Source organism: Variovorax sp. OV700, from assembly GCF_900099805.1.
Classification (GTDB): domain Bacteria; phylum Pseudomonadota; class Gammaproteobacteria; order Burkholderiales; family Burkholderiaceae_C; genus Variovorax.
This window is the reverse complement of record NZ_FNDR01000012.1, coordinates 156,641-183,398: the sequence shown is the minus strand read 5'-3', so window position 1 is coordinate 183,398 and position 26,758 is coordinate 156,641. Positions and strand designations below refer to the sequence as shown.

The following is a 26,758-nucleotide window of genomic DNA, read 5'->3' as shown; positions in this document are numbered from 1 at the left end:
GCGCAACGCCCGACCAGGGCGCTGCCACCCAACAAGAATTGCCAACCGAGAGGAAGCGAATGCAAACTGCCCTGAACACCCCATCGACCCCGCGTGCCATTCCCTCCACGCCGTCCCAGCAACGCGACACTGCGGGCTCCACCACCGCCCAGAACCTCGCGAACTACCAGATCATTCGCCGCAACGGCGCCGTGGTTCCCTTCGAACCCAACAAGATCGCCATCGCGATGATGAAAGCCTTCCTGGCGGTGCACGGCACCCAGGGCGCGGCTTCGGCCAGCGTGCGCGAAACGGTCGATGCCCTCACGCAAGGCGTGATCCGCGCCATGGTCCGCTCGCGTCCGGGCGGCGGCACCTTCCACATCGAAGACGTGCAAGACCAGGTCGAACTCGGCCTGATGCGCGGCGGCCACCACGAGATCGCGCGCGCCTATGTGCTGTACCGCGAACGCCGCACGCAAGAGCGCTCCAAGCAGGTCGCGCAAGAAGCGCCGGCCGCGCCGCTGCTGCACGTTCTGGACGGCGGCGAACGCGTCGCGCTCGACCTGAACAAACTCAAGGGCCTGATCGAATCGGCCTGCGAGGGCCTGGGCGACGGCATCACCGCTGCGCCGATCGTCGCCGAGACGATGCGCAACCTGTATGACGGCGTGCCGCTCGACGAGGTCTACAAGGCCTCGATCCTGGCCGCCCGCACGCTCATCGAGAAGGATCCCGACTACACCTTCGCGACCGCCCGCCTGCTGCTGCACACGATCTTCAAGGAGATCATCGGCCGCGAAGTCATGCCCACCGAGCGCGCACAGACCTACGCCGACTACTTCCCGCAGTTCATCAAGAAGGGCGTCGAGAACGAACTGCTCGACGAGAAGCTGCTGCAGTACGACCTGCCCCGCCTGGGCGCTGCGCTCAAGGCCGAGCGCGACAACCAGTTCGACTACCTCGGCCTGCAGACGCTGTACGACCGCTACTTCCTGCACGTGCGCAAGAACCGCATCGAGCTGCCGCAGGCCTTCTTCATGCGCGTGGCCATGGGCCTCTCGCTCGGCGAAATCGACCGCGAAGCCCGCGCCATCGAGTTCTACGAAGTGCTGTCGTCCTTCGACTTCATGTCGAGCACGCCCACGCTGTTCAACGCCGGTACGCTGCGCTCGCAGCTGTCCAGCTGCTACCTGACCACCGTGCCCGACGACCTGGACGGCATCTACGAGTCGATCAAGGAAAACGCGCTGCTGTCGAAATTCGCCGGCGGTCTGGGCAATGACTGGACCCGCGTGCGCGCGCTCGGCAGCCACATCAAGGGCACGAACGGCGAATCGCAAGGCGTGGTGCCGTTCCTGAAGGTGGTGAACGACACGGCCGTGGCCGTGAACCAGGGCGGCAAGCGCAAGGGCGCGGTCTGCACCTACCTGGAAACCTGGCACCTCGACATCGAGGAGTTCCTGGAGCTGCGCAAGAACACCGGCGACGACCGCCGCCGCACGCACGACATGAACACGGCCAACTGGATCCCCGACCTGTTCATGCGCCGCGTGATGGAAAAAGGCACCTGGACGCTGTTCTCGCCCTCGAACGTTCCCGACCTGCACGATCTGTTCGGCGCCGACTTCGAGAAGGCCTACGTGGCCTATGAAGAAAAGGCCGCGCGCGGCGAGATCAAGCCCGCCCGCACCATCCAGGCGTCGGACCTCTGGCGCAAGATGCTCACGATGCTGTTCGAGACCGGCCATCCCTGGATCACATTCAAGGACGCCTGCAACGTGCGCTCGCCGCAGCAGCACGCCGGCGTGGTTCACTCGTCGAACCTGTGCACCGAGATCACGCTGAACACCAGCGACACCGAAACCGCCGTCTGCAACCTGGGTTCCGTGAACCTGCTGCAGCACCTGAAGGACGGCAAGGTCGACCACGACAAGCTCAAGAAGACGATCGCAACCGCGATGCGCATGCTCGACAACGTGATCGACATCAACTACTACGCCGTGAAGAAGGCGCGCGACTCGAACCTGCGCCACCGTCCGGTCGGCCTGGGCCTGATGGGCTTCCAGGACGCGCTGTACGAACTGCGCATTCCGTACGCCTCGCAGGAGGCCGTTCAGTTTGCCGACGAGTCGATGGAAGCGATCTGCTACCACGCCTACTGGGCGTCCACCGAACTGGCGCGCGAGCGCGGCAAGTACTCGAGCTACAAGGGCTCGCTGTGGGACAAGGGCATCCTGCCGATCGACACCCTCGAACTGCTCGAGAAAGCCCGCGGCGGCTACGTCGAGGTCGACCGCTCGGCCACGCTCGACTGGGACGCGCTGCGCCAGAAGATCAAGGCCGACGGCATGCGCAATTCCAATTGCGTCGCCATCGCCCCGACCGCGACCATCTCCAACATCATCGGCGTCGACGCGTCCATCGAACCCTGCTTCGGCAACCTCTCGGTCAAGTCAAACCTGTCGGGTGAATTCACCGTGATCAACCACTACCTGGTGCGCGACCTGAAGCGCCTGGGCCTGTGGGACGACGTCATGGTGATGGACCTGAAGCACTTCGACGGTTCGCTGCGCCCGATCGACCGCGTGCCGCAGGACGTGAAGGCGCTCTACGCCACCGCGTTCGAAGTCGAGACCACGTGGCTGGTCGAAGCCGCCGCGCGCCGTCAGAAGTGGATCGATCAGGCGCAGTCGCTCAACATCTACATGGCCGGCGCATCGGGCAAGAAGCTCGACGACACCTACAAACTCGCATGGCTGCGCGGCCTGAAGACGACCTACTACCTGCGCACGCAAAGCGCGACGCACGCCGAGAAGTCGACGGTGCAATCGGGCCGACTCAACGCGGTGTCGTCGGGCAGCGATGCATCGTCGGGCATGAGCGCGCTCGAGGCTGCGGCAGCCGCAGCGAAGGCGCAGATGAGTGCGATGCCTGCGACCGACATCGCGTTCTGCGGCGTCGACGATCCGACTTGCGAAGCATGCCAATGACGCGTCAGTGAAGTCAGAGAGGTGCATGCACGACGCGCGAACTCTCAGTCGATCACGGCATCGACTGACATCGCGCGATGCATGAGAGCAACATAACAACCACATAAATGGAGCGCGACGTGAACGAGCACTTTGCAACTCACATCGTTGCTCCGATAATTGAGCATTGGATTTTTCTATGTTGACCTGGGACGAAGAAGTCAAGCCCTCCTTATCAAAGGATATGCAACAAGGATTGCAGCAACACCACGCATCGACCAGCGGCATGACCGCAGGCCGATCGGTGGATGCTCCGACTTCGTCGATTGCACAGCAGCCCACAGCAGCCCCCGTCGCTGCGCAGCGCGTCAAGGCTTCCGACAAGCGCATCATCAACGGCCAGACCGACGTCAACCAGCTGGTGCCGTTCAAGTACAAGTGGGCCTGGGAAAAGTACCTGGCCACCTGCGCCAACCACTGGATGCCGCAAGAAGTGAACATGACGCGCGACATCGCGTTGTGGAAAGACCCGAACGGCCTGACCGAAGACGAGCGCCGCATCGTCAAGCGCAACCTCGGCTTCTTCGTGACCGCCGATTCGCTGGCCGCCAACAACATCGTGCTGGGCACCTACCGCCACATCACGGCACCCGAATGCCGCCAGTTCCTGCTGCGCCAGGCGTTCGAAGAAGCGATCCACACGCACGCGTACCAGTACATCGTCGAGTCGCTCGGCCTGGACGAGAGCGAGATCTTCAACGCCTACAACGAAGTGCCGTCGATCCGCGAGAAGGACCAGTTCCTGATCCCGTTCATCGACGCCATCAGCGACCCGCTCTTCAAGACCGGCACGCACGAAACCGACCAGACGCTGCTCAAGTCGCTGATCGTGTTCGCCTGCCTGATGGAGGGCCTCTTCTTCTACGTCGGCTTCACGCAGATCCTCGCGCTGGGCCGCCAGAACAAGATGACCGGTGCCGCCGAGCAGTACCAGTACATCCTTCGCGACGAATCGATGCACTGCAATTTCGGCATCGACCTGATCAACCAGCTCAAGCTCGAGAACCCCGGCCTCTGGACCAACGAGTTCAAGGCGGAAATCAAGGCCCTCTTCATGAAGGCCGTCGAGCTCGAGTACAAATACGCCGAAGACACCATGCCGCGTGGTGTGCTCGGCATGAACGCCTCCATGTTCAAGGGCTACCTGCGCTACATCGCCAATCGGCGGGCACAGCAGATCGGCCTCGAAACGCTCTTCCCGAACGAGGAAAACCCGTTCCCCTGGATGAGCGAGATGATTGACCTGAAGAAAGAGCGCAACTTTTTCGAGACCCGCGTGATCGAGTACCAATCGGGCGGCGCGCTCTCGTGGGATTGAATCTTTCCGACAAGAATTAATGAATTCAAGAATTGCCCTTGCCACCGATCGCGCCGAAGAGCGCGGCATGGACGAGGGCTCAGGTGTTCATGGTGCTGGGGCTCAGATTCCAACGCCATGAATCGCTTCACGCTACCAACGTGCGTGGAGTGCTTCAATAGGTTGATTTTTTCAACTTGATCAAGGAGAAATAGAAATGGCAACTGCAAAGAAGGCGCCGGCTAAGAAAGCCGCTGCAAAGAAGGCTCCGGCAAAGAAGGTCGCGGCCGCTAAGAAGGCTCCCGCCAAGAAGGTAGCTGCGAAGAAGGCTCCGGCCAAGAAGGTCGCAGCGAAGAAGGTAGCCGCCAAGAAGGCGCCTGCGAAGAAGGTAGCCGCGAAGAAGGCAGCTCCGGCCAAGAAGGCCGCTGCCAAGAAGGCTCCGGCGAAGAAGGCTCCTGCCAAGAAGGCCGCTGCCAAGAAGGCTCCGGCCAAGAAGGCCGCTGCCAAGAAGGCCCCTGCGAAGAAGGCTGCCGCCAAGAAGGCTCCTGCCAAAAAGGCTGCGGCCAAGAAAGCCGCGAAAAAGCCCGCTGCCAAGCCTGCCGCTGCTGCCAAGAAGCCTGCTGCGAAGAAGGCTGCAAAGGCAGCCCCTGCCGCAGCGCCTGCTCCTGCTGCGCAAACGACGCTGAACCCACAGGCAGCCTGGCCGTTTCCGACGGCCAGCAAGCCCTGAGCTTCTCAGCGGCCTTGACGGCAAAAAACCCGGCACCTCACGGTGTCGGGTTTTTTTTATGGGCGCCTGATCCCGCGGCTCAGAGGCCGAGCGCCTGCCTGTCGATCTGGTAGTTTTGCGGCCCGCGCTGCGCAATCTTGAGTGCGCCAATGCGGTTGCCCAATGCCGCGCACTGCGCGAGTGGCCATTCTTTTTCCAGGCCGAACAGCAGCGCGCCGCGCCAGGCATCGCCGCAACCGGTGGGCTCGACCACGGCGGCGGGCGTCACGCCCGGCACATGCTCGCGTTCGCCGTCGGTCCAGACCTCGCACCCCTCGCCCGCCAGCGTGACCACCAGGCCGCGCACGCGCTTCGAAATCTCGGCCAGGCTCCAGCCGGTGCGCTGCGACAGCATCTTTCCTTCGTAGTCGTTGACGACGACCCAGCTCGCCAGTTCGACGAAATGCTTCAGCGCATCGCCGTCGAACATCGGCAGGCCTTGGCCCGGGTCGAACACGAACGGGATGCCGGCGGCCGCGAACTGTTCCGCGTGCTGCAGCATGGCTTCGCGGCCGTCGGGCGCGATGATGCCGACGTGGATGTCTTCGCGGGCGGCGATCTTTGTGAGGTGCGCCTGCTGCATGGCGCCGGGGTGGAACGCGGTGATCTGGTTGTTGTCGACGTCGTTCATGATCATCGCCTGCGCCGTGAAGGTGTCGTCCAGCTGGCGCACGAACTCGGTGCTGATGCCCAACCCGCGCATGCGCTCCAGGTAGTCGGCCCCATCGCTGCCGAGCGAGGCCATCGGCAGCGCCGTGCCGCCCAGCGCGTTCAGGCTGTAGGCTATGTTGCCGGCGCAGCCGCCGAAGTCACGCCGCAGGCCCGGCACCAGGAACGACACATTGAGGATGTGCAGCTGGTCCGGAAGGATCTGGTCGGCGAACCGGCCCTCGAAAGTCATGATGGTGTCGAACGCGAGGGAACCGCAAATCACTGCTGCCATGGTGAACCGTTGGTTGGGAATGGTGAAAAAAGAGCGGGGCGAACACGCGCCCGGCTCAAGGATAGAACGCTTCGACGCGGTAGCCGGCAATGGGCGGCAGCGTCGCCGCCTCTGTGGCGGACAAGGCCAGCGGCAACGACGCGGCTTGGTCGGCGCGCGGCGGAAGCACCGCCGGCGCGCCATAGTCCGTAGCCGTCAACACGCGGCGCAGCACGGCGCGCTCCTGCGAGTCGAGCAGCGAAAGCTCGACCGCCGGCATGGCCAGCGGAACGGTGGCACCGTTGCGCAGGGTGAAGCTCAACCGGTAGTCGTTGTTGCCGGTCTTCTCGCGCGCGAAGGCGGCGCCCTCGATCACGATGTCACCGATCTGGCGCAACGCCGTGAGCTCGCAACCGGTAAAACCGCACAGCGCGGCAAGCGCCGGACGAAGGTTCGGCTGGCGGGCCACAATGCCATCGCGCTCGTGCCGCAAGACCTGGACGGCCAACAGCAGGAAGGCAAGCACCGCAAGAACCCAGAGCCAGCGCCGCACCGCGCTGCGCTGCCAGAACCCCGTGGCATCGCGGCTCGGCTCCTCGCCGCCAAAGAGCGGAAGCCGTTCGGAGTCTTCTTCTGCGTCATCGCGGAGCGATGGGAGTGGCAAGAGGACCGGGTCGGGTTCGCTCGCCTCGCGCACCATCGAGGCCGATGCCTTGGCGGCGGCGCGCTCGTCCCGCGCCTTGGCGCTGGCGATCTTGGCGGACTTGATGCGCGCCCGGCGCAGCGCCTTCTGCATCTGCACCTGGTCGCGGTCCATCGCAGGTTCGTGCTTCTCGTTCTCATCGCTGGCCGAGGCCACCAGTTCGCGGGCCTTGAGGCGCAGGGCCGGCAAGGGAGGTGGCGGCGGTGGCGGGGGCGAGGGAGAAGCCCCAAGATTCAGGTCGATGTTCGGAAACGGCGGCAGCGAACTGGGCGGAGGACGCCACTCGGGCTCGTTGGCCTCGAAGTCGGACCACAGCTCGTCCGCGACGATGCCATGCGCTGGCAGGACCAGGGCCGAGGCCGAAGTCGATGCGGATACGGGCGCTGGTGCCGGCGGTGATTCGGGCTCGGACACCGGCGCAGCCGATGGAGTCTCAATCTGCTCGCCGGGCGGCACCGCGGCGGAAGCTTCCGGCGCCTCGCCGAGCTCGGGCTCGTCTTCGAAGAATTCCGCGTCTTCAATCGCCTGCCGGGACTGCTCGGAAGACCGCCGCTCGGATGGTTCGGATTGGGCAGCGGGCGCCGACGATGGCGGCGACGCAATCGCGCTGGCCACCGGGGCAACGTCGGGTGCCTCGTGCAAATCGAGCGTGGCGTCGAACACGTGGCTGCAGCGGCCGCAACGCACCCACCCGTCCGAGATGCGAAGCTGGTCGCGAACCACCTTGAAGGTGGTGGTGCAGGCGGGGCAGCGCGTGACGAGGCTCATGACCGGGCGATTGTAGGGTTGGGCCCTCGCCGCGCCAGGGGAATCAGAGCGACACGAATGGCCCGCTGCGTCCTCAGCAGCGCGCCGTCATGAGGATCCAGCCGTCCTCGCTGTCGCTGACTTCGAGCGCAGCATACGGCGCATAGGCCTGCTTCAGTTCGTCGGCCTGGCGCTCGAGGATGCCGGCCAGCACCAGCGACCCACCGGGCGCCACGTGGCTGCACAAAAGTGGCGCAAGCACCTTGAGCGGCGTGGCCAGGATGTTGGCCAGCACCGTGCCGTAGCGTCCCTTGGCTGCTTCAGGCAGGCCGGCGTTCAGGCGCACGCCGTTGGCTTCGGCATTGAGGCGGGTCGACGAAACGGCCGCTTCGTCGATGTCGACGGCGTCGATGTCGGGCGCACCGAACTTCGCCGCGCCAATCGCGAGGATGCCGGAGCCGCAGCCGTAGTCGAGCACGCGCTGGCCGGCGAATGCGCCTTGCTTGGCGATCCAGCGCAGGCACATGCGCGTGGTGGGGTGCGTGCCGGTACCGAAGGCGAGCCCCGGGTCCAGGCGGATCACCTGCTTTGCCTGTTCGGGCGGCTCGTGCCACGTGGGGACGATCCAGAACTCGGACGTGATCTCGACCGGCGCAAACTGCGATTGCGTGAGCCGCACCCAGTCTTGCTCGGGCACCGGCGCCACGCCGAGCACCTCGCAGCCTTTGAAGAAGTCTTGCAGCGCGAGCACCGACGCAGCGTCCTTGGCAAGCGCTTCGTCGGCAAACAGCGCGATCACGCGCGAACGTTGCCAGCCTTCCTTGGGCGGCGGCATGCCAGGCTCGCCGAACAACGCCTGCTCGGCGTCGGTCTGCGCGTCGGCGTCTTCGACCGACACGCTCAGCGCATCGAGTGCGTCGAGCGCATCGCCGAGCATCTCGACCCGGTCTTCCGGCGCCATGAGGCGTAGTTCAAACATGCCGTGGTGCCGTTCAGCGCTTGTGCGCCGCCAGCCACTCTTCCAGATAGTGGATGTTGGTACCGCCGCTCATGAACTTGGCGTCGACCATCAGCTCGCGGTGCAGCGGGATGTTGGTCTGGATGCCTTCGATCACGGTCTCGTTGAGCGCGGTACGCATGCGGGCCATGGCCTGCTCGCGCGTGTCGCCGTAGACAATGATCTTGCCGATCATCGAGTCGTAGTTCGGCGGCACGAAGTAGTTGGTGTACGCATGCGAATCGACGCGCACGCCAGGCCCGCCCGGCGGGTGCCACATGGTGATGCGGCCCGGCGACGGCGTGAACTTCCAGGCGTCTTCGGCGTTGATGCGGACCTCGATGGCGTGGCCGCGCATCTCGATCTGGCGCTGGGTGAACGGCAGCTTTTCGCCGGCCGCCACCATGATCTGCGTCTTCACGATGTCGATGCCGGTGGTGAACTCGGTCACCGGATGCTCCACCTGCACGCGCGTGTTCATCTCGATGAAGTAGAACTCGCCGTTCTCGTAGAGGAACTCGAAGGTGCCGGCGCCGCGGTAGCCGATCTTCTTGCAGGCTGCGGCACAGCGCTCGCCGATCTTCTCAATCAGCTTGCGCGGAATGCCGGGGGCCGGCGATTCCTCGATCACCTTCTGGTGGCGCCGCTGCATGGAGCAGTCGCGCTCGCCCAGATAAACGGCGTTCTTGTGCTTGTCGGCCAGGATCTGGATTTCGATGTGGCGCGGATTCTGGAGGAACTTCTCCATGTACACGGCCGGATTGCTGAAGGCCGCGCCGGCTTCCGCCTTGGTCATCTGGATCGCGTTGATCAGTGCCGCTTCGGTGTGCACCACGCGCATGCCGCGGCCACCGCCGCCGCCAGCCGCCTTGATGATGACCGGGTAGCCGATCGCTCGGGCAATGCGCTTGTTGGTGGCGGCGTCATCCGAGAGCTCGCCCTCGGAGCCGGGCACGCAAGGCACGCCGGCCTTGATCATGGCCTGCTTGGCTGAGACCTTGTCGCCCATCGTGCGGATGTTGTCGGGCGTGGGGCCGATGAACTGGAAACCGCTCTGCTCCACCCGTTCGGCGAAATTGGCGTTCTCGCTCAGGAAACCGTAGCCGGGATGAATCGCCTCGGCGTCGGTCACTTCGGCCGCCGAGATGATCGCCGGCATGTTGAGATAGCTGAGCGACGACGGCGCCGGGCCGATGCAAACGGCCTCCTGCGCGAGCTTGACGTACTTCGCGTCGCGGTCGGCTTCCGAATAGACCATCACGGCCTTGATGCCGAGCTCGCTGCAGGCGCGCTGGATCCGGAGGGCAATTTCCCCCCGGTTTGCAACCAGGATCTTCTTGAACATGGTCACTCGATGATGAACAGCGGCTGGCCGTATTCGACCGCCTGGCCGTTTTCGCCGAGGATCTGGGTGATCGTGCCGGACTTGTCAGCTTCGATTTCGTTGAGGATCTTCATCGCTTCGATGATGCAGATGGTGTCGCCCTCGTTGACCTTGCTGCCAATCTCGACAAAAGCCGCCGCGCCCGGGCTGGACGAGCGGTAGAAAGTACCCACCATCGGCGACTTGACGGCGTGCCCGGTGGGCGCAGCCTCGGGTGCCGGCGCACTGGCAATTGCGGGAGCTGCCGGGGCACCGGCAACGGGCGCCGCTACAGCAGGTGCGGCCACGGTCTGCACATATTGCACGGGGGCAGCGCCGCCGCCCTTGACGATGCGAACCTTGCCTTCGGTTTCGGTGATTTCCAGTTCGGAAATATTGGATTCCGACACCAAATCGATCAGTGTCTTGAGTTTGCGCAGATCCATGAGGCTCCAGTGCCGACTTTGCCGGTCATTAGGATGTAACTGGGCTAAAAATCGTTGATCTTTAGCGATTGGCGGCGAATGCCGAGGTGTATCTGATTCTAACCGTGAACCAGTTCACGCCGCCAAGTGTCCAGATCGGCGGGCTCCAGCTTACCCATTTTACGTGCCGCCACGGTCCCGCTGCCGTTCAAAACCAGCGTGAAGGGGAGCCCGCCTGCAGTGTTTCCCAGGCTTTTCACCAGCTCTGTTCCTTGCAAGCCGGCCAGTCCGGTGGGGTAACTGACCGGCGTTTTCTGGAGGAATTTGCGGACGGCACTGGGCTGATCGATCGCCAATCCGACCACTTGCCAGCCGTTGCCGCCATGTTCGCGAAAGAAGCGGTCGATCATCGGCATTTCCTCCACGCAGGGAGGACACCACGTGGCCCAGAAATTCAGCAGCAGCGGCTTGCCGCGCAAATCGGCAAATACCAATTCGCCGCCCTCCGGACGCTCGAAACGCTGGGTCCAGAAAGCGGCATCGAGGGCTTCGCCCTTCACGCCGCTGCCGCGCTCACGCCACCACGCGCCGCCCAGGCCCGCCGCAGCGGCCGCGACTGCCACGCCGCCATAAAGAAGGCGGCGCCGTGTGGGCGAAGAACTCATTCACTTGTCCTTTTCTTTTTCAATCAGCCGGCGCAGCGCGGCCAGGTCGCCACGCGGCACGCGGCCCTGGGCGTCGGGCCGGAGCGCTCCGCGCAAGTCGTCGAGGTCGTACACGAGAAGGTGCACCCCGATCTCTTCACCCAGCGCGCGGCTCGCGGCGTGCACGCTGAGCGCTTCCACCTGCTCGCCATGGAAACCGGTGACCATCCGCGGCTCGTAGTCCACGTGATGGTCGATCAGTGCAATTTCGGCGGACTTGGAATCATCGCAGAACAATTGAATATAAATGTCTGACAACCGGGTGGCGGTGCCGTGCCAGACGGCGCCTCCGACGTGCGGTCGGAACGCAGCCATGCGCTCCATCCACTCGAGCGCGAGCAGCCGCAAGGCATGGAGTTCCTGGGGCTGGGTGTCGGCGCAATAGAGAGCGATGTAATCGCGGACTTCGGCCTCGACTTCGTCGTTGTTGGGCAGAGAGGTGCGCGACGACAGACCCAGGTCGCGCAGCGCCCTGCGCTTGGCCGGGCCGTACTCCAGCCCCTCTTCAACCACGAGGCGGGCTGCTGCAGCGGCAATCTCACGCTTGGACGTGTCCATCGACACATTTTGCCCGCAGATGGCGTGGTTCACACGACCATTGGTACAAAGGGCAGGCCTCAGGCCGAGGGGCCGCGCAGGCGCCTCCCTAGAATCGCCGGATGCACATTCATATTCTTGGCATCTGCGGCACGTTCATGGGCGGATTGGCCGCCTTGGCGCGCGAAGCAGGCCACCGGGTCACCGGCTGCGACGCCGGCGTGTACCCGCCCATGAGCGACCAGCTTCGCTCGCTCGGCATCGAGCTGATCGAAGGCTTCGCAGCCGACCAGCTCGCACTTTCGCCTGACATGTTCGTGGTTGGCAACGTGGTGTCGAGGGCCCGGCTTCCCGACGGCACCCCGAAGTTTCCGCTGATGGAAGCGATCCTCGATGCCGGCAAGCCATACACCAGCGGTCCGCAGTGGCTGGCCGAGCACGTGCTGCTGGGCCGCCACGTCATGGCGGTGGCCGGAACCCACGGCAAGACGACCACCACCTCGATGCTGGCATGGGTGCTCGAACAGGGCGGCAAGGCGCCGGGCTTTCTTGTGGGCGGGGTTCCGCTCGACTTCGGCGTCTCGGCACGGTCCGGCGGCGGGCAGGCCTTCGTCATCGAGGCGGACGAATACGACACCGCTTTCTTCGACAAGCGCAGCAAGTTCGTCCACTACCGCCCGCGCACCGCGATCCTCAACAACCTCGAGTTCGACCACGCCGACATCTTCGACGACCTTGCCGCTATCGAACGCCAGTTTCACCATCTGGTGCGGACGGTGCCGGGCACTGGTCGCCTGGTCGTCAACGCCACTGAAGAGAGCCTGCAGCGCGTACTGGCCCAGGGCTGCTGGAGCGAGCTCGCGCGCTTCGGCGCGGGCGGCGAATGGCAGGCTTCCGGGTCGCACGACGTCTTCGACGTGCTGCGCAATGGCGAAGCTGTGGGCCGGGTCGAGTGGGAACTCTCGGGCCTCCACAACCAGATGAACGCGCTGGCCGCCATCGCGGCCGCCGAGCATGTGGGCGTAGCGCCGGCCGATGCGGCCCGGGCGCTCGGCACGTTCAGGAACGTCCGCCGCCGGATGGAATTGCGCGGCACCGTCGAACGCAGCGGCGGCGCGATCACCGTGTATGACGATTTCGCCCATCACCCGACCGCCATCCGCACCACGCTGGACGGCCTGCGCAAGAAGCTCGATGCCGCCGGAAAGCGGGGCGAGCGCATCCTTGCCGCCTTCGAACCGCGCAGCAACACGATGAAGCTGGGCGTCATGGCCGCGCAGTTGCCGTGGAGCCTGGAGTCGGCCGACCGGTCGTTCTGCCACACGGCCGGGCTCGACTGGGATGCCGCCGCGGCCCTGGCGCCGATGGGTGACCGCGCTCAGGTGGCCGGCGCCATCGAGCCGCTGATCGCGCAGATCGTCGCCGCGGCCCGGCCCGGCGACCACATCGTCTGTATGAGCAACGGCGGCTTCGGCGGCGTGCACGACAAACTGCTTGCGGCACTTCGCAGCGCCCCGGCATCATGACGGCCATGCGCGCGCGGGAATTGATCGAGAGCCTGAAGCTGCAGCCCCACCCCGAAGGTGGCTGGTACAGCGAGGTGTTCCGTTCCGCGGCAAGCGTGGTTCCCACCGACGGCCGCGCACCGCGCAGCGCGCTCACCAGCATCTACTTCCTGCTCGAGGCCGGCCAGCATTCGCGCTGGCACCGGGTGCTGTCCGACGAAGTCTGGGTGCACCTGGAAGGCGTGCCGCTGGCGTTGTGGACCTGCGATGCCGCGCTGCGCACCGCGCCGGCCCACGTGCGGCTAGGCCCGGTCGATGCGCACGGCACGCGGCCGCAGCACGTGGTGCCGGCCGGCCAGTGGCAGGCTGCCCGCCCGATCCAGGGCCACACCAGCGGCGACTACACGCTGGTTGCCTGCATGGTCGGGCCGGGCTTCGACTTTGCCGACTTTTCGCTGGTGCCGCTCGACAGCGATGAAGCCACCGCCATGCGGCACCACTGGCCCGAGCTGGCCGGGATGCTTTGACCCCGTTTAACCCCTGCGCTGCTTGATGGCCTGCGACAGGGTGTCGAGCACCTGCACCGAATCATCCCAGCCGATGCATGCATCGGTAATGCTCTTGCCGTATTCGAGGCCCGAGAGCTGGTCTTTGCCCGGCGAGAACTTCTGGGCGCCGGCCTGCAGATGGCTTTCGACCATCACGCCGAAGACGCGGTTCGAACCCCCGGCGATCTGGTTGGCGATGTCCTTGGCCACGTCGATCTGCTTCTGGTGCTGCTTGGAGCTGTTGGCATGGCTGCAATCGACCATCAGCGTGGGCGGCAGCTTGGCGGCCTCGAGATCCTTGCAGGCAGCTTCGACACTCGCGGCGTCGTAGTTCGGCGCCTTGCCGCCGCGCAGGATCACGTGGCAGTCGCGGTTGCCGTTGGTCTGCACGATCGCGACTTGTCCGTTCTTGTGCACCGACAGGAAGTGATGCCCGCGCGCCGCCGCCTGGATGGCGTCGGTCGCGATGCGGATGTTGCCGTCGGTTCCGTTCTTGAAGCCGATCGGGGCTGAGAGGCCCGAGGCCAGTTCGCGGTGCACCTGGCTTTCGGTGGTGCGCGCGCCGATGGCGCCCCAGGCGATCAGGTCGCCGATGTACTGCGGCGAGATCACGTCGAGAAACTCGCTGCCCGCCGGCAGGCCCAGGCGGTTGATATCGATCAGGAGCTGGCGGGCAATGCGCAGGCCTTCGTCGATGCGGAAGCTCTCATCGAGGTACGGGTCGTTGATCAAACCCTTCCAGCCGACCGTGGTGCGCGGCTTCTCGAAGTACACGCGCATCACGATCTCGAGCGTGCCGGCGTATTTTTCGCGCTCGACCTTCAGGCGGCGGGCGTATTCGAGCGCCGCGGCCGGGTCGTGGATCGAGCAGGGCCCCATGATCACCAGCAGTCGGTCGTCCTTGCCGGCCATGATGTTGTGGATGTTGCGGCGGGTGCCTTCGATCAGCGTTTCGACCGGCGTGCCGCGAATCGGGAAGAAGCGGATCAGATGTTCAGGAGGGGGCAACACGTTGATGTCCTTGATGCGTTCGTCGTCGGTCTTGCTGGTTTTTTCGACGCTCGCATACCAGCTGTCGCTGGTCGGGGCAGTGTTCGTGCTCATGGTGTTTTCCTTGTGTGAAGATCGTCAGGGCATAAAAAAACCGCCGGGGCTCGAGGCGCCGGCGGTTTTGGGAGGGTGTTCGTTTGCTTTACGCGCTCGCCTCTCGTCCGCCGGAAACCGGGAACCAAAAGTAGGCAAAGAAATAAGCGCGGAGGGCGGACATGTGGGCGAAATGTAGCACGGAAAACAGAAAGCCGGGCAAAGGCCCGGCTGCCGAAGGTCAGCGGTAACCGGATTCGTTGGGGTTGTGGATGATCCAGATCAGGTTGCCGCCCGAGTAGTCACCCATGCCGCCACCCGCGAAAACCAGCCGGCCCTGGCCCTTGTAGGTCATCTCGTAGCGGTGGCGATCGCCGCCGAAATAGAACGGGATGAAGGCCTTGCCCGTCACATAGGCGCCCTGGTCGGTCGGCTGGCCGGCAATGTCGGTGACCTGCCTGGCGCTCATGCCGATCTGCAGGCGATTGAACCTGCTGTTGCGCGTCGGGTTGCCGGTGATCTCGCCTTCGTAGCCGTTCAGGCCCTTGACGGTCCGGCCGCTACCCGCTTCGACCTTGGAAGAATCGACTACGTTGCCCTGGGCATCCAAGCCGGTCTTGGCCCCTGCGCGGGCCGGCGCCGCAGGCGTGGCAGCGGGCGCGGCCGAGGGTTGGCTGGCGCCCGAACCGCCGCGCGATGCGCAGCCGACGGTTGCCAGCAATGCCGCCGCAACGGTCGCAGCCCACAGGGCCGCAGACGAATTGATCCTGATCCTCATCGAATGCTCCTCTTTGTAAAAATTTGAGGAGCGGAGCTTAGCAAGCTCTCAGGCCGTGCCGCCTACGGTCAAACCATCGATGCGCAAGGTGGGCTGGCCCACCCCGACCGGCACGCTCTGGCCTTCCTTGCCGCAGGTGCCCACGCCGGAATCGAGCGCCATGTCGTTGCCGATCATCGTCACGCGGGTGAGCGCGTCCGGGCCGTTGCCCACGATGGTCGCGCCCTTCACCGGATACTGGATCTTTCCGTTCTCGACCCAGTAGGCTTCGCTTGCGGAAAACACGAACTTGCCGCTCGTGATGTCGACCTGCCCGCCGCCGAAGTTGGTGGCGTAGAGGCCCTTCTTGATGCTCGCGACGATTTCCTTCGGGTCCTTGTCGCCGCCCAGCATGTAGGTGTTGGTCATGCGCGGCATCGGCACGTGGGCGTAGCTCTCGCGGCGGCCGTTGCCCGTGGGCTTGACCTTCATGAGGCGCGCGTTGAGCGAATCCTGGATGTAGCCCTTGAGAATGCCGTCCTCGATGAGCACGTTGCGCTGGCTCGCGTTGCCTTCGTCGTCGACATTGAGCGAACCGCGGCGGTCGGCAATGGTGCCGTCGTCGAGCACCGTCACGCCCTTGGCCGCCACACGCTGGCCGATCCGGCCCGAGAACGCGCTCGAGCCCTTGCGGTTGAAGTCGCCCTCCAGGCCATGGCCGATGGCCTCGTGCAGCAGGATGCCGGGCCAGCCGGAACCGAGCACCACGGTCATTTCGCCGGCCGGGGCCGGACGCGCATCGAGGTTGGTCAGCGCGGCCTTCACGGCATGGTCGACGTATTCGGCAATCTGCTCGTCGGTGAAGTAGGCCAGCCCGAAACGCCCGCCGCCGCCGCCCGAGCCGACTTCGCGCCGGCCGTTCTGCTCGGCAATCACGGTGACCGACAGGCGCACCAGCGGCCGCACGTCGGCCGCCAGCGTGCCGTCGGCGCGCGCCACCAGCACCACGTCGTACTCGCTCGCGAGGCCCGCCATGACCTGCGCCACGCGCGGATCGCGCGAACGGGCGAGCTTTTCGACCTTTTCGAGCAGCTTGACCTTGGCCGTGCTGTCGAGCGTGGAAATGGGGTCGATGCCGCTGTAGAGCGACCGGCTCGACGCGATCTTGCGCGTGGCCGTCTTCACCCGGCCGGTGCGGCCCGCGGAAGAAATGGAGCGCACGGTGCGCGCGGCATCGAGCAGCGACGCCTCGGAGATGTCGTCCGAATAGGCGAACGCGGTTTTCTCGCCGCTGACCGCACGCACGCCGACGCCTTGGTCGATGCTGAAGCTGCCGGTCTTGACGATGCCCTCTTCGAGGCTCCAGCCTTCGCTGCGGGTGTACTGGAAGTACAGGTCGGCGTCGTCCACCTTGTGGGCGGTGATCTCGGCCAGGGCCTTGCCCAGGTGCGATTCGTCGAGGCCGAACGGCGTGAGAAGAAGCTGTTGCGCCGTGGCAAGGCGCTCGATGGTGGGTTCGCGAGAGATCATGAAGGGATTATTGCTCGCTCCCACGCTTTGCGTACGTCGCTAGTTCTGGGCGAGCTTGCGGGCCCTGGCGATGGACATCAGGATGCCCAGGCCCAGACCCAGAGTGACCATGGCGGTGCCGCCGTAGCTGATGAACGGCAGCGGCACGCCCACCACTGGCAGGATGCCGCTCACCATGCCCATGTTGACGAAGGCATAGGTGAAGAAAATCATCGTCACCGCCCCGGCCAGGAGCCGCGAGAACAGCGTCGTGGCACTGGCGGCGATGGCCAGCCCGCGGAAGATCAGCAGGATGAACGCCGCGATCAGCGCCAGGTTGCCCACGAGGCCGAATTCCTCGGAGTAGGCCGCAAAGATGAAGTCGGTGGTGCGCTCGGGGATGAATTCGAGGTGCGTCTGCGTGCCCTGCATGAAGCCCTTGCCGCCCACACCGCCCGAGCCGATGGCGATCATCCCCTGGATGATGTGAAAGCCCTTGCCGAGCGGGTCCTTGCTCGGGTCGAGCAGCGTGCAGACGCGCTGCTTCTGGTAGTCATGCAAAACGCGCCAGTCGACGCCGTCGGCGCACAGCTGCGACTCGAAGCCGACGATCAGCGTCACGGCAATGGCGCCGATCACCACCGGCGGAACGATCAGCTTCCACGACAGCCCGGCGAAAAAAATGACCGCCATGCCGGCAGCGAGCACCAGGAGCGAGGTCCCCAGGTCGGGCTGTTTCATGATGAGACCCACCGGCACCGCCAGCAGCACCGTGGCCACCACGAAATCGAGCGGCCGCAACTGGCCCTCCCGGCGCTGGAACCACCAGGCCAACATCAGCGGCATCGCGATCTTGAGGATCTCGCTGGGCTGGATCACCACGCCGACGTTGATCCAGCGGGTGGCCCCCTTCTTGGTGATGCCGAATAGCGCCACCGCCACCAGCAGCGCCACCCCGGTGGCATAGAGCGGCACCGCGAAGATCATCAGCCGCTGCGGCGGCACCTGGGCCACCACGAACATGATGAAGCCGGCCAGCAGCATGTTGCGGCCATGGTCGGAAAAGCGCGAGCCATGGTCATAGCCCGACGAATACATGGTGAGCAAGCCGGCAAAGGCCAGCAGCAGGACAGCAAAGGCCAGAAAGCCGTCGAAGCCCTGGAAAATGGGCGCGATGCGGCGCGCCAGGGAGGGCTGATTGAACACGGCGGACATGGGGGCGGATTATCCGCGCCCCGCGAGGCATCTCAGCCGAAATCGAGCTGAACGACCGTGCGCCCCGGTCGGCTTTCGAGCGACAGCCGGGCGCCAACCGTGGCGGCGCGCTCCGAAAGCGCCCTGGGCACCCGCGATGTGTCGAAGCCGCGTCCGTCGTCGATCACGCGCAGCTGCACGGCACCGGCCAGGTTTTCGGCCTCGATCCGGAGCGTCTTCGCGTGGGCGTGCTGCAGCACATTGGAGATGGCCTCGAACAGCAGGAACTGCAATTGCCGCATGCCCTGCGCATCGAGCCGCTGCACTGCGGGCACCTCGTCCACCGCCCATTCGAATGCGATGCCGGCGGCCGCCAGCCGCGGCTCCAGCCGGTAGCGCAAGGCCGCCAGCAGGGCGCCGATGTCGCCGGGCGGCAGATGAATGGAATCGATCGACAGCTTGAGCTTGTCGAGCGAATCGCGCAGCGTGCGCAGCAGTTCATCGGAACTCGCCTGGCCCGACTGCAGCTGGCGAATGGCCGAGCTGATGTGCGAACCCACGCCGTCGTGCATGTCGCGCAGGATACGTTCGCGCTCGTGGGTGCGGGCCTGGTCGCGCGCCACCTGCTCCAGCGCAGCGAAGGTGGACGCGAGTTCACGCTCGCGCTGCGCCACGCGCTCGGCCAGGGTCGCGACCCAGCCACGCGCCTCGACGCTCGCGGCGTGGAAGCGCCGAAGCACGATCAAGAGCAGCGCAATGCCGAAGAAAATGGACGAATACCGCACCCAGGTGGTCTCGCCGTAGGCATCGCTCAGGCGGATGACGAGCCAGTCGCGGGTGCCGAAGCCCAGCGTCACCAGCGCCGCGGCCGCCACCAGCAGGCGTCCCACGTTCGGCCGCCTGACCGTCGCCACCGCAAAGGCGCCGACGAACAGGGTAACGACCACGATTTCCAGCGCGAGCCAGCCGGTGAGCCAATAGGGCTGCTCCCGGTGCAGCGCCATGGCACTCGACGCCAAGGTTCCGGCCACCACGGCGGCCATCGGCCAGCGCAGCCAGCGCATGCGCGGGTTGTCGTCCCAGCCGGCCAGGTGGTAGCAGAACATCATGGCGGACGCGGCCCATCCCGCATAGCAGGTGGCCATGAGCACGCCCCAGAAGCCCCAGGAAAGAGGCGGTTCGGCAATCACGCCGTCGGCCACTCGCAAGGCCCAGCAGAACTCCGCCAGCGCGGCCCAGAAATAGATGCCGTCGCGCCGCCGCCGTCCATCTGCACCGGCATCGACCTGCGTGAGCCACAAGGCCAGCGCGATGCCGCCGACGATGAGGCTGAAAGCGGTCAGCAGCACCGAGCCGGTAAAGCGCCAGGCATAGGCGCTCTCGAAAAGCTCGGTGCGCACCGGCGTCGCGGGTCCGATGGTCACGCGCGAAAGCCCGGCGCGGCGGGAGCTGTCGGCGCGGATGCGAATCTGCAGGCGGTTGTCGCCCTCCTTCAGCAAGTGCCCCGGCACCGGCACATAGATGGGCGCCTTGGCGTAGTCGGCGCCGTTGCCCCGTGCCAGGTCGCCAAAAGCCTGCAGCAAGGCATCGTTGAGCCGCACCTCGAGGACGTTGCCGGCGCGGGGAAGGAAGATGCCCCAGGGCGTTGCGGGCTCGGCCGCCAGCGTGAAAGGCAGCTCGAAATCCGCAAGACCCGGGCGTCCGGCGTGCCGGCGATCCCAGTGGTAGGACAGCTCGACGGGCGCCTGGTGCGTGGCGCCGTCGATGGTGGTGGTGACGGTTCCGCGCCGCAGTTCGATCGGGCTCTCCGCCGGCGCAGCCGCTGCGGCACGCGCCGCGACCAGCAGCATCACCGCGAGCCCCATGGCGAAAAGCGCCCGTACCGGGCCTCCGAACATGCGCCCGGCCATGTGGTTCAGCCCGGGTGGGACAGCAGGCCGAGACGCGTGGCTTCGAACACGGCCTCGCTCTTGGAATGCACCGCCAGCTTGCCGTAGAGATTCTTGATGTGCGTCTGCACCGTGTGAACGCTCAGCCCCTTGAGCCGCGCAATTTCCGCATAGGAGAACCCGCGTGCGATCAGCGTGAGCACTTCGTGCTCGCGGGCCGAGAGCAGACTCGGCGCGGCGGTGTCGGCGGCGGCCTCGGGTGCGGCCACAGTGGCGGGGGTGCCCGCCAGTTGCAGGCTGCGGTATTTGGCGAGCACGCGCCGCGCGATCATGGGCGAAATCGGCGATGCGCCGGCCTTCATCTCGACGATGGTTTGCGCAATGTCCTCGGGTGCGGCGTCCTTGTGGATATAGCCGACGGCACCGGCCTCGATGCTGGAAAGCACGTTTTCTTCGTCGCCGAAGACGGAGATCACCAGCGGCTCGCAGCCGGGAAAGCGCGCCACGGCATCGCGGATCACGTCCAAACCGCTGCCATCGGGCATGCCGAGGTCGACCAGCAGCACGTCGGGAATGGTGCTGGTCTGGGCCAGCCAGGTCAACGCCTCTTGCACCGTGCCTGCGCTTCCCAGCCAGAACAGGCGCGGGCTGCGCTGCACGCTGGCCTCGAAGAAGGCCCGCGCGCGGCTGTCGTCCTCGACGACGAGCACGCCCCAACGGCGTGTCATTCCCGCATCCAGAGCCTCGATGTTCATGGGCGTGAGCATAAGCCGAGGCGGCAGGCAAAAAGGTCGCAGAACCTCCCGCTTTCATGGGATGCCGCACCCTGTGCAGCCCGTGAAACTGGGGCCGGCCTATCACCTCGCCCATGCCGTCCCGGTTGAAACCGCCGCAGGTGCAGTTGAATACTTTCGATTTCCCGAGGGCAGAACCCAAGCAGATAGAGCAAAGAAAATTCCCGCGCTCCGGAGACCACAGTGGTACACCGACACCTTCCTGCAAGCAGCCCGCATCCCGGAGTCCTTGGTTCCGGAGGGCGTCTTGCGCATACCGACCTCATGCAAAATTACCCAGCTCCTTCAATCAAGGAGTTGCGTCGACCGCACCACTTTCAGCCTCCGCCACGCATGGACCCGCAAACCACTCATCTGTTGTACCTGCACGGATTCCGCTCCTCGCCCCGTTCGACCAAGGCGCGGCTCATGGCACAGCGTGTGGCACGGGAGCATCCCGACCTGCAGTGGTGGTGCCCGCAGCTGCCGCCTTCTCCACGCGAAGCCATCGACATGATCATGAAGGGCATCGCGGACTGGCCGCGCAAGTCGATGGCGGTGGTGGGTTCTTCGCTGGGCGGCTTCTATGCCACCTATGTGGCGGGCATGACGCGATGCCGCACCGTGCTGCTCAATCCGGCGGTGCATCCGGCGCGCGACCTCGCGCTCTACATCGGCGACCAGACCACCTGGCAAGACCCGGCCGAGCACTTCTACTTCCGGTCCGAGTACATCCAGGAGCTGCGCACCATGGAAGTCGGCGCGCTCACGCGCCCGGAGCGCGTGCTGGCCATCATCGCCAAGGGCGACGAGGCGCTCGACTGGCACGAAACCTCGGCGCGCTACCCCGACAGCAACATCAAGCTGCTCGAGGGCGGTGACCATGCGCTGTCCGATTTCGAGGAAAACCACCTCGACGACGTGATGGCGTTCATCAACCCCATCTGAAGTCCGGACAAGGCACCGCGGAAGCGGGCAAGCCTGGGGGTGTACCAAGTCTGGGACAATCCGGGCATGTTTGTATTGTTTGAAGAAGCCGGCAAGTACCTCGGCGGCCGCGTGCTGTCAGAGGCCGAAGCATCGGCGCAGGTCGAGCTCGACACCGGCAAGCGCGTCAAGGTCAAAGGCGCCAACATCGTCCTGCGTTTCGAGAAGCCGGCGCCAGCCGAACTGATCGCCGAAGCGCGCGCCCTTGCCGCCGCGATGGACCTCGACCTGGCCTGGGAATTTGCGCCGGAGGGGGAGTTCAGCTACGGCGAGCTTGCATCCGACTATTTCAGCGACAAGCCCACGCTCGCCCAGCAGGCAGCCGCGCTGTTCGCGCTTTTCGAGGCGCCGCACTACTTTCGCCGCGCGGGCAAGGGGCGCTTCAAGAAAGCGCCCGCCGAGATCCTGCAGCAGGCGCTGGCAGCCATCGAGAAGAAAAAGGTCGTCCAGGCGCAGATCGTCGAATGGGCCGGCCAGCTGGCCGAGGGCGTGTGCCCGCCGCCGATTCGCGAACAGCTCTACAAGATCCTGTTCAAGCCGGACAAGAACGCGCCCGAATACAAGGCCGTGGTCGATGCCGCGCGCGCCACGCAGCGCCCGCCGCTCGATTTGCTGGAGCGGGCCGGCGCCATCGACTCGGCCTACCAATTCCACTGGCGGCGCTTCCTGTTCGAGAACTTCCCCAAGGGCACCGGGTTTCCGGCGCTCGCAGCGCCGGCCATCGTGGACGACCTGCCGATTGCCGCGGGTGTCGAGGCGTTCTCGATCGACGATTCGCAAACGACTGAAATCGATGACGCGCTGTCGGTACAGGGCCTGGGCAGCGGCACCGTCACGGTGGGCATCCACATCGCGGCGCCCGGCCTGGCGTTGACGCCAGGCAGCCCCATCGACCAGGTGGCGCGCAATCGCATGTCCACGGTCTACATGCCGGGCTACAAGATCACTATGCTGCCCGACGAGGTCGTCAACGCCTATACGCTGCTCGAAGGTGGCGACCGGCCCGCGGTGTCGCTCTATGTGCGCTTCGACGAAGCCACGCTCGAACTGCAATCGAGCGAGACGAAGCTCGAACGCGTGCCCATCGTGGCCAACCTGCGGCACGACCAGCTGGACAGCGTCGTCACGCAGCCCTGGCTCGAAGACGCCTCGTTCACGAGCGAGAACACGCCCGAGGCCGCCGCGAAGCTACGCGCCCCACTCTCCTTCCTGTTCCGCCTCGCGAAGCAGCTCAAGGCCCAGCGCGAAGTGGTGCGAGGCAAGCCCGAAAATTTCAACCGGCCCGACTACAACTTCCGCCTCGTCGGCAACGAAGGCGAGCCGAACGGCAGCGAGCAGGTGCAGATCACCACGCGCCAGCGCGGCGCGCCGCTCGACCTGATCGTGTCCGAAGCAATGATCCTGGCCAACAGCAGCTGGGGCGGCTGGCTCGGCGAACTCGGCGTGCCTGGGCTCTACCGCAGCCAGGCCAGCCTAGCGCCCGGCATCAAGGTGCGCATGGGCACGCGGGCCCTGCCGCACGCAGGCCTGGGCGTGAAGAGCTATGCCTGGAGCACCTCGCCGCTGCGCCGCTACACCGACCTCGTGAACCAGTGGCAGATCATCGCGGCCGCGCGCCACGGCAAGACCGCCGCGCTGGCCGCGCCCTTCAAGCCGAAGGATGCCGACCTGTTCTCGATTCTCTCGGGCTTCGATGCCGCCTACGCGACCTACAACGCCTACCAGGGCGGCATGGAACGCTTCTGGACGCTCAAATACCTGGAGCAGCAGGGCATCACAGAGCTCGAGGTGACTGTCATCAAGGACATCCAGAACGGCGCCTTGGTGCGCGCGGACTCGCTGCCGCTGGTGTTTCCGGTCGCGGGCCAGCAGGAACGCGGCGCACGCCTGCGCGTGAAGCTTGGCGAGATCGATGAAATCGCGCTCGACGTGCACGGCACGGTGCTCGAGCGCCTCGACGCACCCAAGGCCGATACCGCGGCCGAGGAAGAAGAAGGCGGCGACGAGGATATGGAAGAAGTCGCGGGCCCCATCGCCATTGCCGTCGATCTGACCGACAGCGAGGCGGCACCCGAGAACACGCCGGCATGAGCACAGCCCGGCCACCCGAAGGTGCCCAGCACCGCAACCCGCTGGGCAGAGGCCATTCAATGAGGCCGCAGGAGCGTCGTCCATGAACTTCAGGGATCTGAGCACGCTGCAGATCGCACTCGGCGTGTCGGTCATCGTGCACGCCGCACTTCTTGCGGTGCGCTTCGTCGACCCCGAGTCGTTCAACCGGGTCTTCAGCGAAACGCCGCTCGAAGTGATCCTGGTCAACAGCAAGACGCACGACAAGCCCGACGCCAAGACCCGGGTGATGGCGCAAACCTCGCTCGCGGGCGGTGGCGACCTCGAACGGGGCCGCGCCACCAGCCCGCTGCCGCCGTCGAGCTTCACCGCCGTGGGCGATTCCGTCGAAGAGGCACGGCGCCAGGTCGAGGCCATGCAGGCCCAGCAGATGCAGCTGCTCGCGCAACTCAAGCGCGACCTGGCCGCCATGCCCGCACCCGATCCGCGCGCCTCGGGCGATCCGAAGGAATCCCTCGCGCGCGAAGAAAAACGGCGCCAGATGGTGGAGCTGCTGGCCGAAATCGAACGGCGCGTGAACGAAGAAAATGCACGCCCCAAGAAGCGCTACCTGAGCCCCTCCACGCGCGAGGCGGCCTATGCCATCTACGTGGACACGCTGCGTCGCCGCATCGAGCTGCGAGGCACCGAGAACTTCCCCACGGCGGCCGGCAAGAAGCTCTATGGCGAGCTCAAGATGACGATCACCATCAACCACGACGGCAAGCTGCTCGATACCGTGGTGGACGAAAGCTCGGGTGACACCACGCTCGACCGGCGCGCCAAGGCCATCGTGCAAAGCATCGGCAGCTTCGGCAAGTTCACCGACGCGATGCGAAAAGAGACCGATCAGATCGTGCTGCAGTCGCGCTTCAAGTTCACGCGCGACGAGACCATCGAGCTCTCCTCCCAATAGCAACGCGACAACGGCGAATCACGGCACCATGGACCTGTACTGCGTAATGGGCAACCCCGTCGAGCACAGCCGCTCGCCCCGCATCCATGCCCGGTTTGCCGAACTCTGCGGCCAGCAGATGGATTACAGCCGCCGGCTCGTGCCGATTGGCGCTTTTGCCGAAGGCGTTGCAAGCTTCAGGCGCGAGGCCGCCGAGCGCGGCGACACCGCACGCGGCTGCAACGTCACCGTGCCTTTCAAGTTCGACGCCGCCGCCATTGCACAGCACACCAGCGAGCGGGCGCTGCTCGCGCAAGCGGTCAACACGCTGCGCTTCGAGCCCGACGGCAGCATCCACGCCGACAACACCGACGGCATCGGTCTCGTCAACGACATTGTGCACAACGCGGCCGTACCACTCGCAGGCTGCGAACTGCTGCTCATCGGCGCGGGCGGCGCGGCTGCCGGCGTGCTGGGGCCGTTGCTCGATGCGGGCGTCTCGCGCGTCGTGGTGGCCAACCGGACCGTCGGCAAGGCGATGGCCCTGGTGCAGCGCCATGCCGCGCTGGCACTGCGCCACGGCGCCGCGCTCGAAGCTTGGGCGCTCGACGAAGTGCCGGGCAATTTCGACGTGGTAGTCAACGCCACGGCATCCAGCCTCGCAGGCGATGGGGTGCCGGTTCGCGCGCAGGTACTGCGCGCGGGCGCGCTCGCGGTCGACCTGATGTACGGGCCTGCGGCCGCCGGCTTCATGGCCTGGGCCGAAGCGCACGGTGGTGTGCCGCGCGACGGGCTCGGCATGCTGGTCGAGCAGGCGGCCGAGGCTTTCGAGATCTGGCGCGGCGTGCGCCCGCCGGCCGCGCAGGTGCTGGCCGAGCTGCGCGCCTCGCTCGCCGCCGGCCAATGAAGGGCCTGCTGCGCCTTGTCGGCTACTTGCTGTTGGCGGCCGTGGTCTTGGAGCTTTTCTTTGTGGCGCGCATCGCAGCCATGGCGGTGATCGATCCGCAAAGCACCGCATTCCAGCGCTCCGAAGCCTGGCAGATCGCCATTCACCAGGGCAGCAAGGGCGCGTGGCGCCAGGAGTGGGTGCCCTACTCGCAGATCAGCGACAACCTCAAGCGTGCCGTCATCGCCAGCGAGGACGCCGACTTCATCGACCACAGCGGCGTCGAGTGGGAAGCCATCGAGCGCGCGCGGCAGCGCAATGCCAAGGCCGAGGAGCTTGCCGCCCGGCGCGCGGCGCGTGCCGTGGCGCGCGGCAAGCCGGTGCGCCCGGTGCAATTGCGCGGCGGCTCCACCATCACGCAGCAACTCGCGAAGAACCTGTTGCTCTCCGGCGAGCGCACGCTGCTGCGAAAAGGCCAGGAGCTGGTGCTCGCCACGCTGCTCGAGGTGCTGCTCGACAAGCGCCGCATCCTCGAGATCTATCTCAACAACGTCGAATGGGGCGAAGGCGTGTTCGGCGCCGAGGCGGCGTCGCAGTACTACTTCAGGAAACCCGCTTCGCGCTTGAGCGCCGGCGAGGCCGCGCGCCTGGCCGTGATGCTGCCGAGCCCGAAGTTCTTCGAGCGCAGGGTCGGCTCGTCCTATCTCAGCGGGCGGGCTTCGACCATCGTGGCGCGGATGCCGTCGGCCGAGCTGCCCTGACAGTGCCGCACACCGCCTCGATGGCCAGCACGGCCGCGAAGCCGATCACGTAGGCCAGCACATCCCACCAGTCGGCCGTGCTGCCGAGCACGATGCGCAGGGCGCGGTTCGGAATGTGCAGGTGCCAGGCCGATGCCAGGAACTGCCCCAACTCGACCGCCAGGCCCACGCCGAGCGCCGCCAGCGCCAGCGGCAGCACGCGCGCGGCAACGAAGCTCTTGAAGACAAGATAGACCCACGCCACGGCCAGCACGTCGCCGAAGAAACTCCGCAACCAGCCCCAGCGCGCGCCGACGGTAGCCAGCAGCACGAGAACAAACAACAGGGCCACCGCCCACACCAGAGAAAGAGGATCGAAACGCCATCGCATGCCCCGTATCATCGCGC

General features: G+C 65.7%; 24 protein-coding genes. 10 read left to right on the top strand and 14 right to left on the bottom strand.

What is annotated here, in order from left to right; translation table 11 throughout:
* Nucleotides 1-59: 59 nt before the first annotated feature.
* The 3 genes from BLR24_RS24435 to BLR24_RS24425 all read left to right on the top strand — a co-directional run bounded on the left by BLR24_RS24435 (nt 60) and on the right by BLR24_RS24425 (nt 5,038).
* The gene (locus BLR24_RS24435; protein ID WP_093021975.1) at nt 60-2,972 is read left to right on the top strand and encodes a ribonucleoside-diphosphate reductase subunit alpha; all 2,913 of its coding nucleotides are present in this window, start codon (nt 60-62) and stop codon (nt 2,970-2,972) included.
* A gap of 178 nt (nt 2,973-3,150) precedes the next feature.
* Nucleotides 3,151-4,329 (top strand): ribonucleotide-diphosphate reductase subunit beta, encoded by a 1,179-nt coding sequence (locus BLR24_RS24430; protein WP_093021972.1) that lies wholly within the window; start codon nt 3,151-3,153, stop codon nt 4,327-4,329.
* Between the two features lie 196 nt (nt 4,330-4,525).
* Nucleotides 4,526-5,038 carry a histone H1-like DNA-binding protein gene (locus BLR24_RS24425; RefSeq protein WP_093021970.1) on the top strand — a complete coding sequence of 171 codons (513 nt, stop codon included), beginning with the start codon at nt 4,526-4,528 and terminating at the stop codon, nt 5,036-5,038.
* A 79-nt stretch (nt 5,039-5,117) separates the two neighbouring features.
* Here the strand turns inward: BLR24_RS24425 and BLR24_RS24420 are convergent, their stop codons facing one another.
* The 7 genes from BLR24_RS24420 to BLR24_RS24390 all read right to left on the bottom strand — a co-directional run bounded on the left by BLR24_RS24420 (nt 5,118) and on the right by BLR24_RS24390 (nt 11,496).
* Nucleotides 5,118-6,020 (bottom strand): carbohydrate kinase family protein, encoded by a 903-nt coding sequence (locus BLR24_RS24420; protein ID WP_093021967.1) that lies wholly within the window; start codon nt 6,018-6,020, stop codon nt 5,118-5,120.
* A gap of 55 nt (nt 6,021-6,075) precedes the next feature.
* Nucleotides 6,076-7,470, bottom strand: a complete 1,395-nt coding sequence (locus BLR24_RS24415) for a zinc-ribbon and DUF3426 domain-containing protein (protein WP_093021964.1) — start codon at nt 7,468-7,470, stop codon at nt 6,076-6,078.
* A 73-nt stretch (nt 7,471-7,543) separates the two neighbouring features.
* Nucleotides 7,544-8,428, bottom strand: coding sequence for a 50S ribosomal protein L11 methyltransferase (gene prmA, locus BLR24_RS24410; protein WP_093021961.1), 885 nt, complete (start codon nt 8,426-8,428; stop codon nt 7,544-7,546).
* Between the two features lie 13 nt (nt 8,429-8,441).
* Nucleotides 8,442-9,791 (bottom strand): acetyl-CoA carboxylase biotin carboxylase subunit, encoded by a 1,350-nt coding sequence (gene accC, locus BLR24_RS24405; protein WP_093021958.1) that lies wholly within the window; start codon nt 9,789-9,791, stop codon nt 8,442-8,444.
* A gap of 2 nt (nt 9,792-9,793) precedes the next feature.
* Nucleotides 9,794-10,255 (bottom strand): acetyl-CoA carboxylase biotin carboxyl carrier protein, encoded by a 462-nt coding sequence (gene accB / locus BLR24_RS24400; RefSeq protein WP_093021955.1) that lies wholly within the window; start codon nt 10,253-10,255, stop codon nt 9,794-9,796.
* Nucleotides 10,256-10,353: 98 nt separating this feature from the next.
* The gene (locus BLR24_RS24395; protein WP_093021952.1) at nt 10,354-10,899 is read right to left on the bottom strand and encodes a TlpA family protein disulfide reductase; all 546 of its coding nucleotides are present in this window, start codon (nt 10,897-10,899) and stop codon (nt 10,354-10,356) included.
* On the bottom strand, nt 10,900-11,496 hold the full coding sequence (locus tag BLR24_RS24390; RefSeq protein ID WP_093021949.1) for a hypothetical protein: 597 nt from the start codon (nt 11,494-11,496) through the stop codon (nt 10,900-10,902).
* Between the two features lie 101 nt (nt 11,497-11,597).
* Here BLR24_RS24390 and mpl point away from each other — a divergent pair, with 101 nt between their 5' ends.
* Nucleotides 11,598-13,001, top strand: coding sequence for a UDP-N-acetylmuramate:L-alanyl-gamma-D-glutamyl-meso-diaminopimelate ligase (gene mpl / locus BLR24_RS24385; protein WP_093021946.1), 1,404 nt, complete (start codon nt 11,598-11,600; stop codon nt 12,999-13,001).
* Nucleotides 12,998-13,507 (top strand): cupin domain-containing protein, encoded by a 510-nt coding sequence (locus tag BLR24_RS24380; RefSeq protein ID WP_093021943.1) that lies wholly within the window; start codon nt 12,998-13,000, stop codon nt 13,505-13,507. The genes mpl and BLR24_RS24380 overlap by 4 nt, the downstream gene beginning before the upstream one ends.
* 6 nt (nt 13,508-13,513) lie before the next feature.
* Here the strand turns inward: BLR24_RS24380 and BLR24_RS24375 are convergent, their stop codons facing one another.
* The 6 genes from BLR24_RS24375 to BLR24_RS24350 form a co-directional block, all read right to left on the bottom strand.
* Nucleotides 13,514-14,632 (bottom strand): 3-deoxy-7-phosphoheptulonate synthase, encoded by a 1,119-nt coding sequence (locus BLR24_RS24375; RefSeq protein ID WP_055801724.1) that lies wholly within the window; start codon nt 14,630-14,632, stop codon nt 13,514-13,516.
* 220 nt (nt 14,633-14,852) lie between these two features.
* Nucleotides 14,853-15,389: a hypothetical protein gene (locus BLR24_RS24370; RefSeq protein WP_093021940.1), complete on the bottom strand. Its 537-nt coding sequence runs from the start codon at nt 15,387-15,389 to the stop codon at nt 14,853-14,855.
* 48 nt (nt 15,390-15,437) lie between these two features.
* Entirely contained in the window at nt 15,438-16,898 is a 1,461-nt protein-coding gene (tldD, locus tag BLR24_RS24365) for a metalloprotease TldD (RefSeq protein WP_055801721.1), read from the bottom strand.
* Between the two features lie 39 nt (nt 16,899-16,937).
* Nucleotides 16,938-18,092, bottom strand: a complete 1,155-nt coding sequence (rodA, locus tag BLR24_RS24360) for a rod shape-determining protein RodA (protein ID WP_093021937.1) — start codon at nt 18,090-18,092, stop codon at nt 16,938-16,940.
* A gap of 32 nt (nt 18,093-18,124) precedes the next feature.
* Nucleotides 18,125-19,969 carry a sensor histidine kinase gene (locus tag BLR24_RS24355; protein WP_093022025.1) on the bottom strand — a complete coding sequence of 615 codons (1,845 nt, stop codon included), beginning with the start codon at nt 19,967-19,969 and terminating at the stop codon, nt 18,125-18,127.
* Nucleotides 19,970-19,986: 17 nt separating this feature from the next.
* Nucleotides 19,987-20,727: a response regulator transcription factor gene (locus tag BLR24_RS24350; RefSeq protein ID WP_093021934.1), complete on the bottom strand. Its 741-nt coding sequence runs from the start codon at nt 20,725-20,727 to the stop codon at nt 19,987-19,989.
* Nucleotides 20,728-21,087: 360 nt separating this feature from the next.
* Between BLR24_RS24350 and BLR24_RS24345 the strand changes: the two genes are divergently transcribed.
* From BLR24_RS24345 to mtgA, 5 genes are all read left to right on the top strand, one after another.
* Nucleotides 21,088-21,681: a YqiA/YcfP family alpha/beta fold hydrolase gene (locus BLR24_RS24345; RefSeq protein ID WP_093021931.1), complete on the top strand. Its 594-nt coding sequence runs from the start codon at nt 21,088-21,090 to the stop codon at nt 21,679-21,681.
* A 66-nt stretch (nt 21,682-21,747) separates the two neighbouring features.
* Complete coding sequence (locus tag BLR24_RS24340; RefSeq protein WP_093021928.1) at nt 21,748-23,811, top strand: ribonuclease catalytic domain-containing protein; 2,064 nt, start codon at nt 21,748-21,750, stop codon at nt 23,809-23,811.
* Nucleotides 23,812-23,893: 82 nt separating this feature from the next.
* A complete protein-coding gene (locus BLR24_RS24335) occupies nt 23,894-24,745 on the top strand; it encodes an energy transducer TonB (RefSeq protein WP_093021925.1) in 852 nt (283 codons plus the stop codon).
* Between the two features lie 28 nt (nt 24,746-24,773).
* Entirely contained in the window at nt 24,774-25,631 is an 858-nt protein-coding gene (gene aroE, locus BLR24_RS24330; protein WP_093021922.1) for a shikimate dehydrogenase, read from the top strand.
* Complete coding sequence (gene mtgA / locus BLR24_RS24325; RefSeq protein WP_093021919.1) at nt 25,628-26,371, top strand: monofunctional biosynthetic peptidoglycan transglycosylase; 744 nt, start codon at nt 25,628-25,630, stop codon at nt 26,369-26,371. Before aroE ends, mtgA begins: the two co-directional genes overlap by 4 nt.
* On the opposite strand, the gene BLR24_RS24320 is transcribed toward mtgA, so the two are convergent.
* Nucleotides 26,316-26,753, bottom strand: a complete 438-nt coding sequence (locus tag BLR24_RS24320) for a ribosomal maturation YjgA family protein (RefSeq protein WP_093022022.1) — start codon at nt 26,751-26,753, stop codon at nt 26,316-26,318. The genes mtgA and BLR24_RS24320 overlap by 56 nt on opposite strands.
* Nucleotides 26,754-26,758 lie beyond the last annotated feature (5 nt).

What these genes read in the sequence shown, in the direction of transcription:
- BLR24_RS24435 (WP_093021975.1), top strand. Translation starts at nt 60, where the DNA reads ATGCAAACTGCCCTGAACACCCCATCGACCCCGCGTGCCATTCCCTCC.
- BLR24_RS24430 (WP_093021972.1), top strand. Translation starts at nt 3,151, where the DNA reads ATGTTGACCTGGGACGAAGAAGTCAAGCCCTCCTTATCAAAGGATATG.
- BLR24_RS24425 (WP_093021970.1), top strand. Translation starts at nt 4,526, where the DNA reads ATGGCAACTGCAAAGAAGGCGCCGGCTAAGAAAGCCGCTGCAAAGAAG.
- BLR24_RS24420 (WP_093021967.1), bottom strand. Translation starts at nt 6,020, where the DNA reads ATGGCAGCAGTGATTTGCGGTTCCCTCGCGTTCGACACCATCATGACT.
- BLR24_RS24415 (WP_093021964.1), bottom strand. Translation starts at nt 7,470, where the DNA reads ATGAGCCTCGTCACGCGCTGCCCCGCCTGCACCACCACCTTCAAGGTG.
- prmA (WP_093021961.1), bottom strand. Translation starts at nt 8,428, where the DNA reads ATGTTTGAACTACGCCTCATGGCGCCGGAAGACCGGGTCGAGATGCTC.
- accC (WP_093021958.1), bottom strand. Translation starts at nt 9,791, where the DNA reads ATGTTCAAGAAGATCCTGGTTGCAAACCGGGGGGAAATTGCCCTCCGG.
- accB (WP_093021955.1), bottom strand. Translation starts at nt 10,255, where the DNA reads ATGGATCTGCGCAAACTCAAGACACTGATCGATTTGGTGTCGGAATCC.
- BLR24_RS24395 (WP_093021952.1), bottom strand. Translation starts at nt 10,899, where the DNA reads ATGAGTTCTTCGCCCACACGGCGCCGCCTTCTTTATGGCGGCGTGGCA.
- BLR24_RS24390 (WP_093021949.1), bottom strand. Translation starts at nt 11,496, where the DNA reads ATGGACACGTCCAAGCGTGAGATTGCCGCTGCAGCAGCCCGCCTCGTG.
- mpl (WP_093021946.1), top strand. Translation starts at nt 11,598, where the DNA reads ATGCACATTCATATTCTTGGCATCTGCGGCACGTTCATGGGCGGATTG.
- BLR24_RS24380 (WP_093021943.1), top strand. Translation starts at nt 12,998, where the DNA reads ATGACGGCCATGCGCGCGCGGGAATTGATCGAGAGCCTGAAGCTGCAG.
- BLR24_RS24375 (WP_055801724.1), bottom strand. Translation starts at nt 14,632, where the DNA reads ATGAGCACGAACACTGCCCCGACCAGCGACAGCTGGTATGCGAGCGTC.
- BLR24_RS24370 (WP_093021940.1), bottom strand. Translation starts at nt 15,389, where the DNA reads ATGAGGATCAGGATCAATTCGTCTGCGGCCCTGTGGGCTGCGACCGTT.
- tldD (WP_055801721.1), bottom strand. Translation starts at nt 16,898, where the DNA reads ATGATCTCTCGCGAACCCACCATCGAGCGCCTTGCCACGGCGCAACAG.
- rodA (WP_093021937.1), bottom strand. Translation starts at nt 18,092, where the DNA reads ATGTCCGCCGTGTTCAATCAGCCCTCCCTGGCGCGCCGCATCGCGCCC.
- BLR24_RS24355 (WP_093022025.1), bottom strand. Translation starts at nt 19,969, where the DNA reads ATGTTCGGAGGCCCGGTACGGGCGCTTTTCGCCATGGGGCTCGCGGTG.
- BLR24_RS24350 (WP_093021934.1), bottom strand. Translation starts at nt 20,727, where the DNA reads ATGCTCACGCCCATGAACATCGAGGCTCTGGATGCGGGAATGACACGC.
- BLR24_RS24345 (WP_093021931.1), top strand. Translation starts at nt 21,088, where the DNA reads ATGGACCCGCAAACCACTCATCTGTTGTACCTGCACGGATTCCGCTCC.
- BLR24_RS24340 (WP_093021928.1), top strand. Translation starts at nt 21,748, where the DNA reads ATGTTTGTATTGTTTGAAGAAGCCGGCAAGTACCTCGGCGGCCGCGTG.
- BLR24_RS24335 (WP_093021925.1), top strand. Translation starts at nt 23,894, where the DNA reads ATGAACTTCAGGGATCTGAGCACGCTGCAGATCGCACTCGGCGTGTCG.
- aroE (WP_093021922.1), top strand. Translation starts at nt 24,774, where the DNA reads ATGGACCTGTACTGCGTAATGGGCAACCCCGTCGAGCACAGCCGCTCG.
- mtgA (WP_093021919.1), top strand. Translation starts at nt 25,628, where the DNA reads ATGAAGGGCCTGCTGCGCCTTGTCGGCTACTTGCTGTTGGCGGCCGTG.
- BLR24_RS24320 (WP_093022022.1), bottom strand. Translation starts at nt 26,753, where the DNA reads ATGATACGGGGCATGCGATGGCGTTTCGATCCTCTTTCTCTGGTGTGG.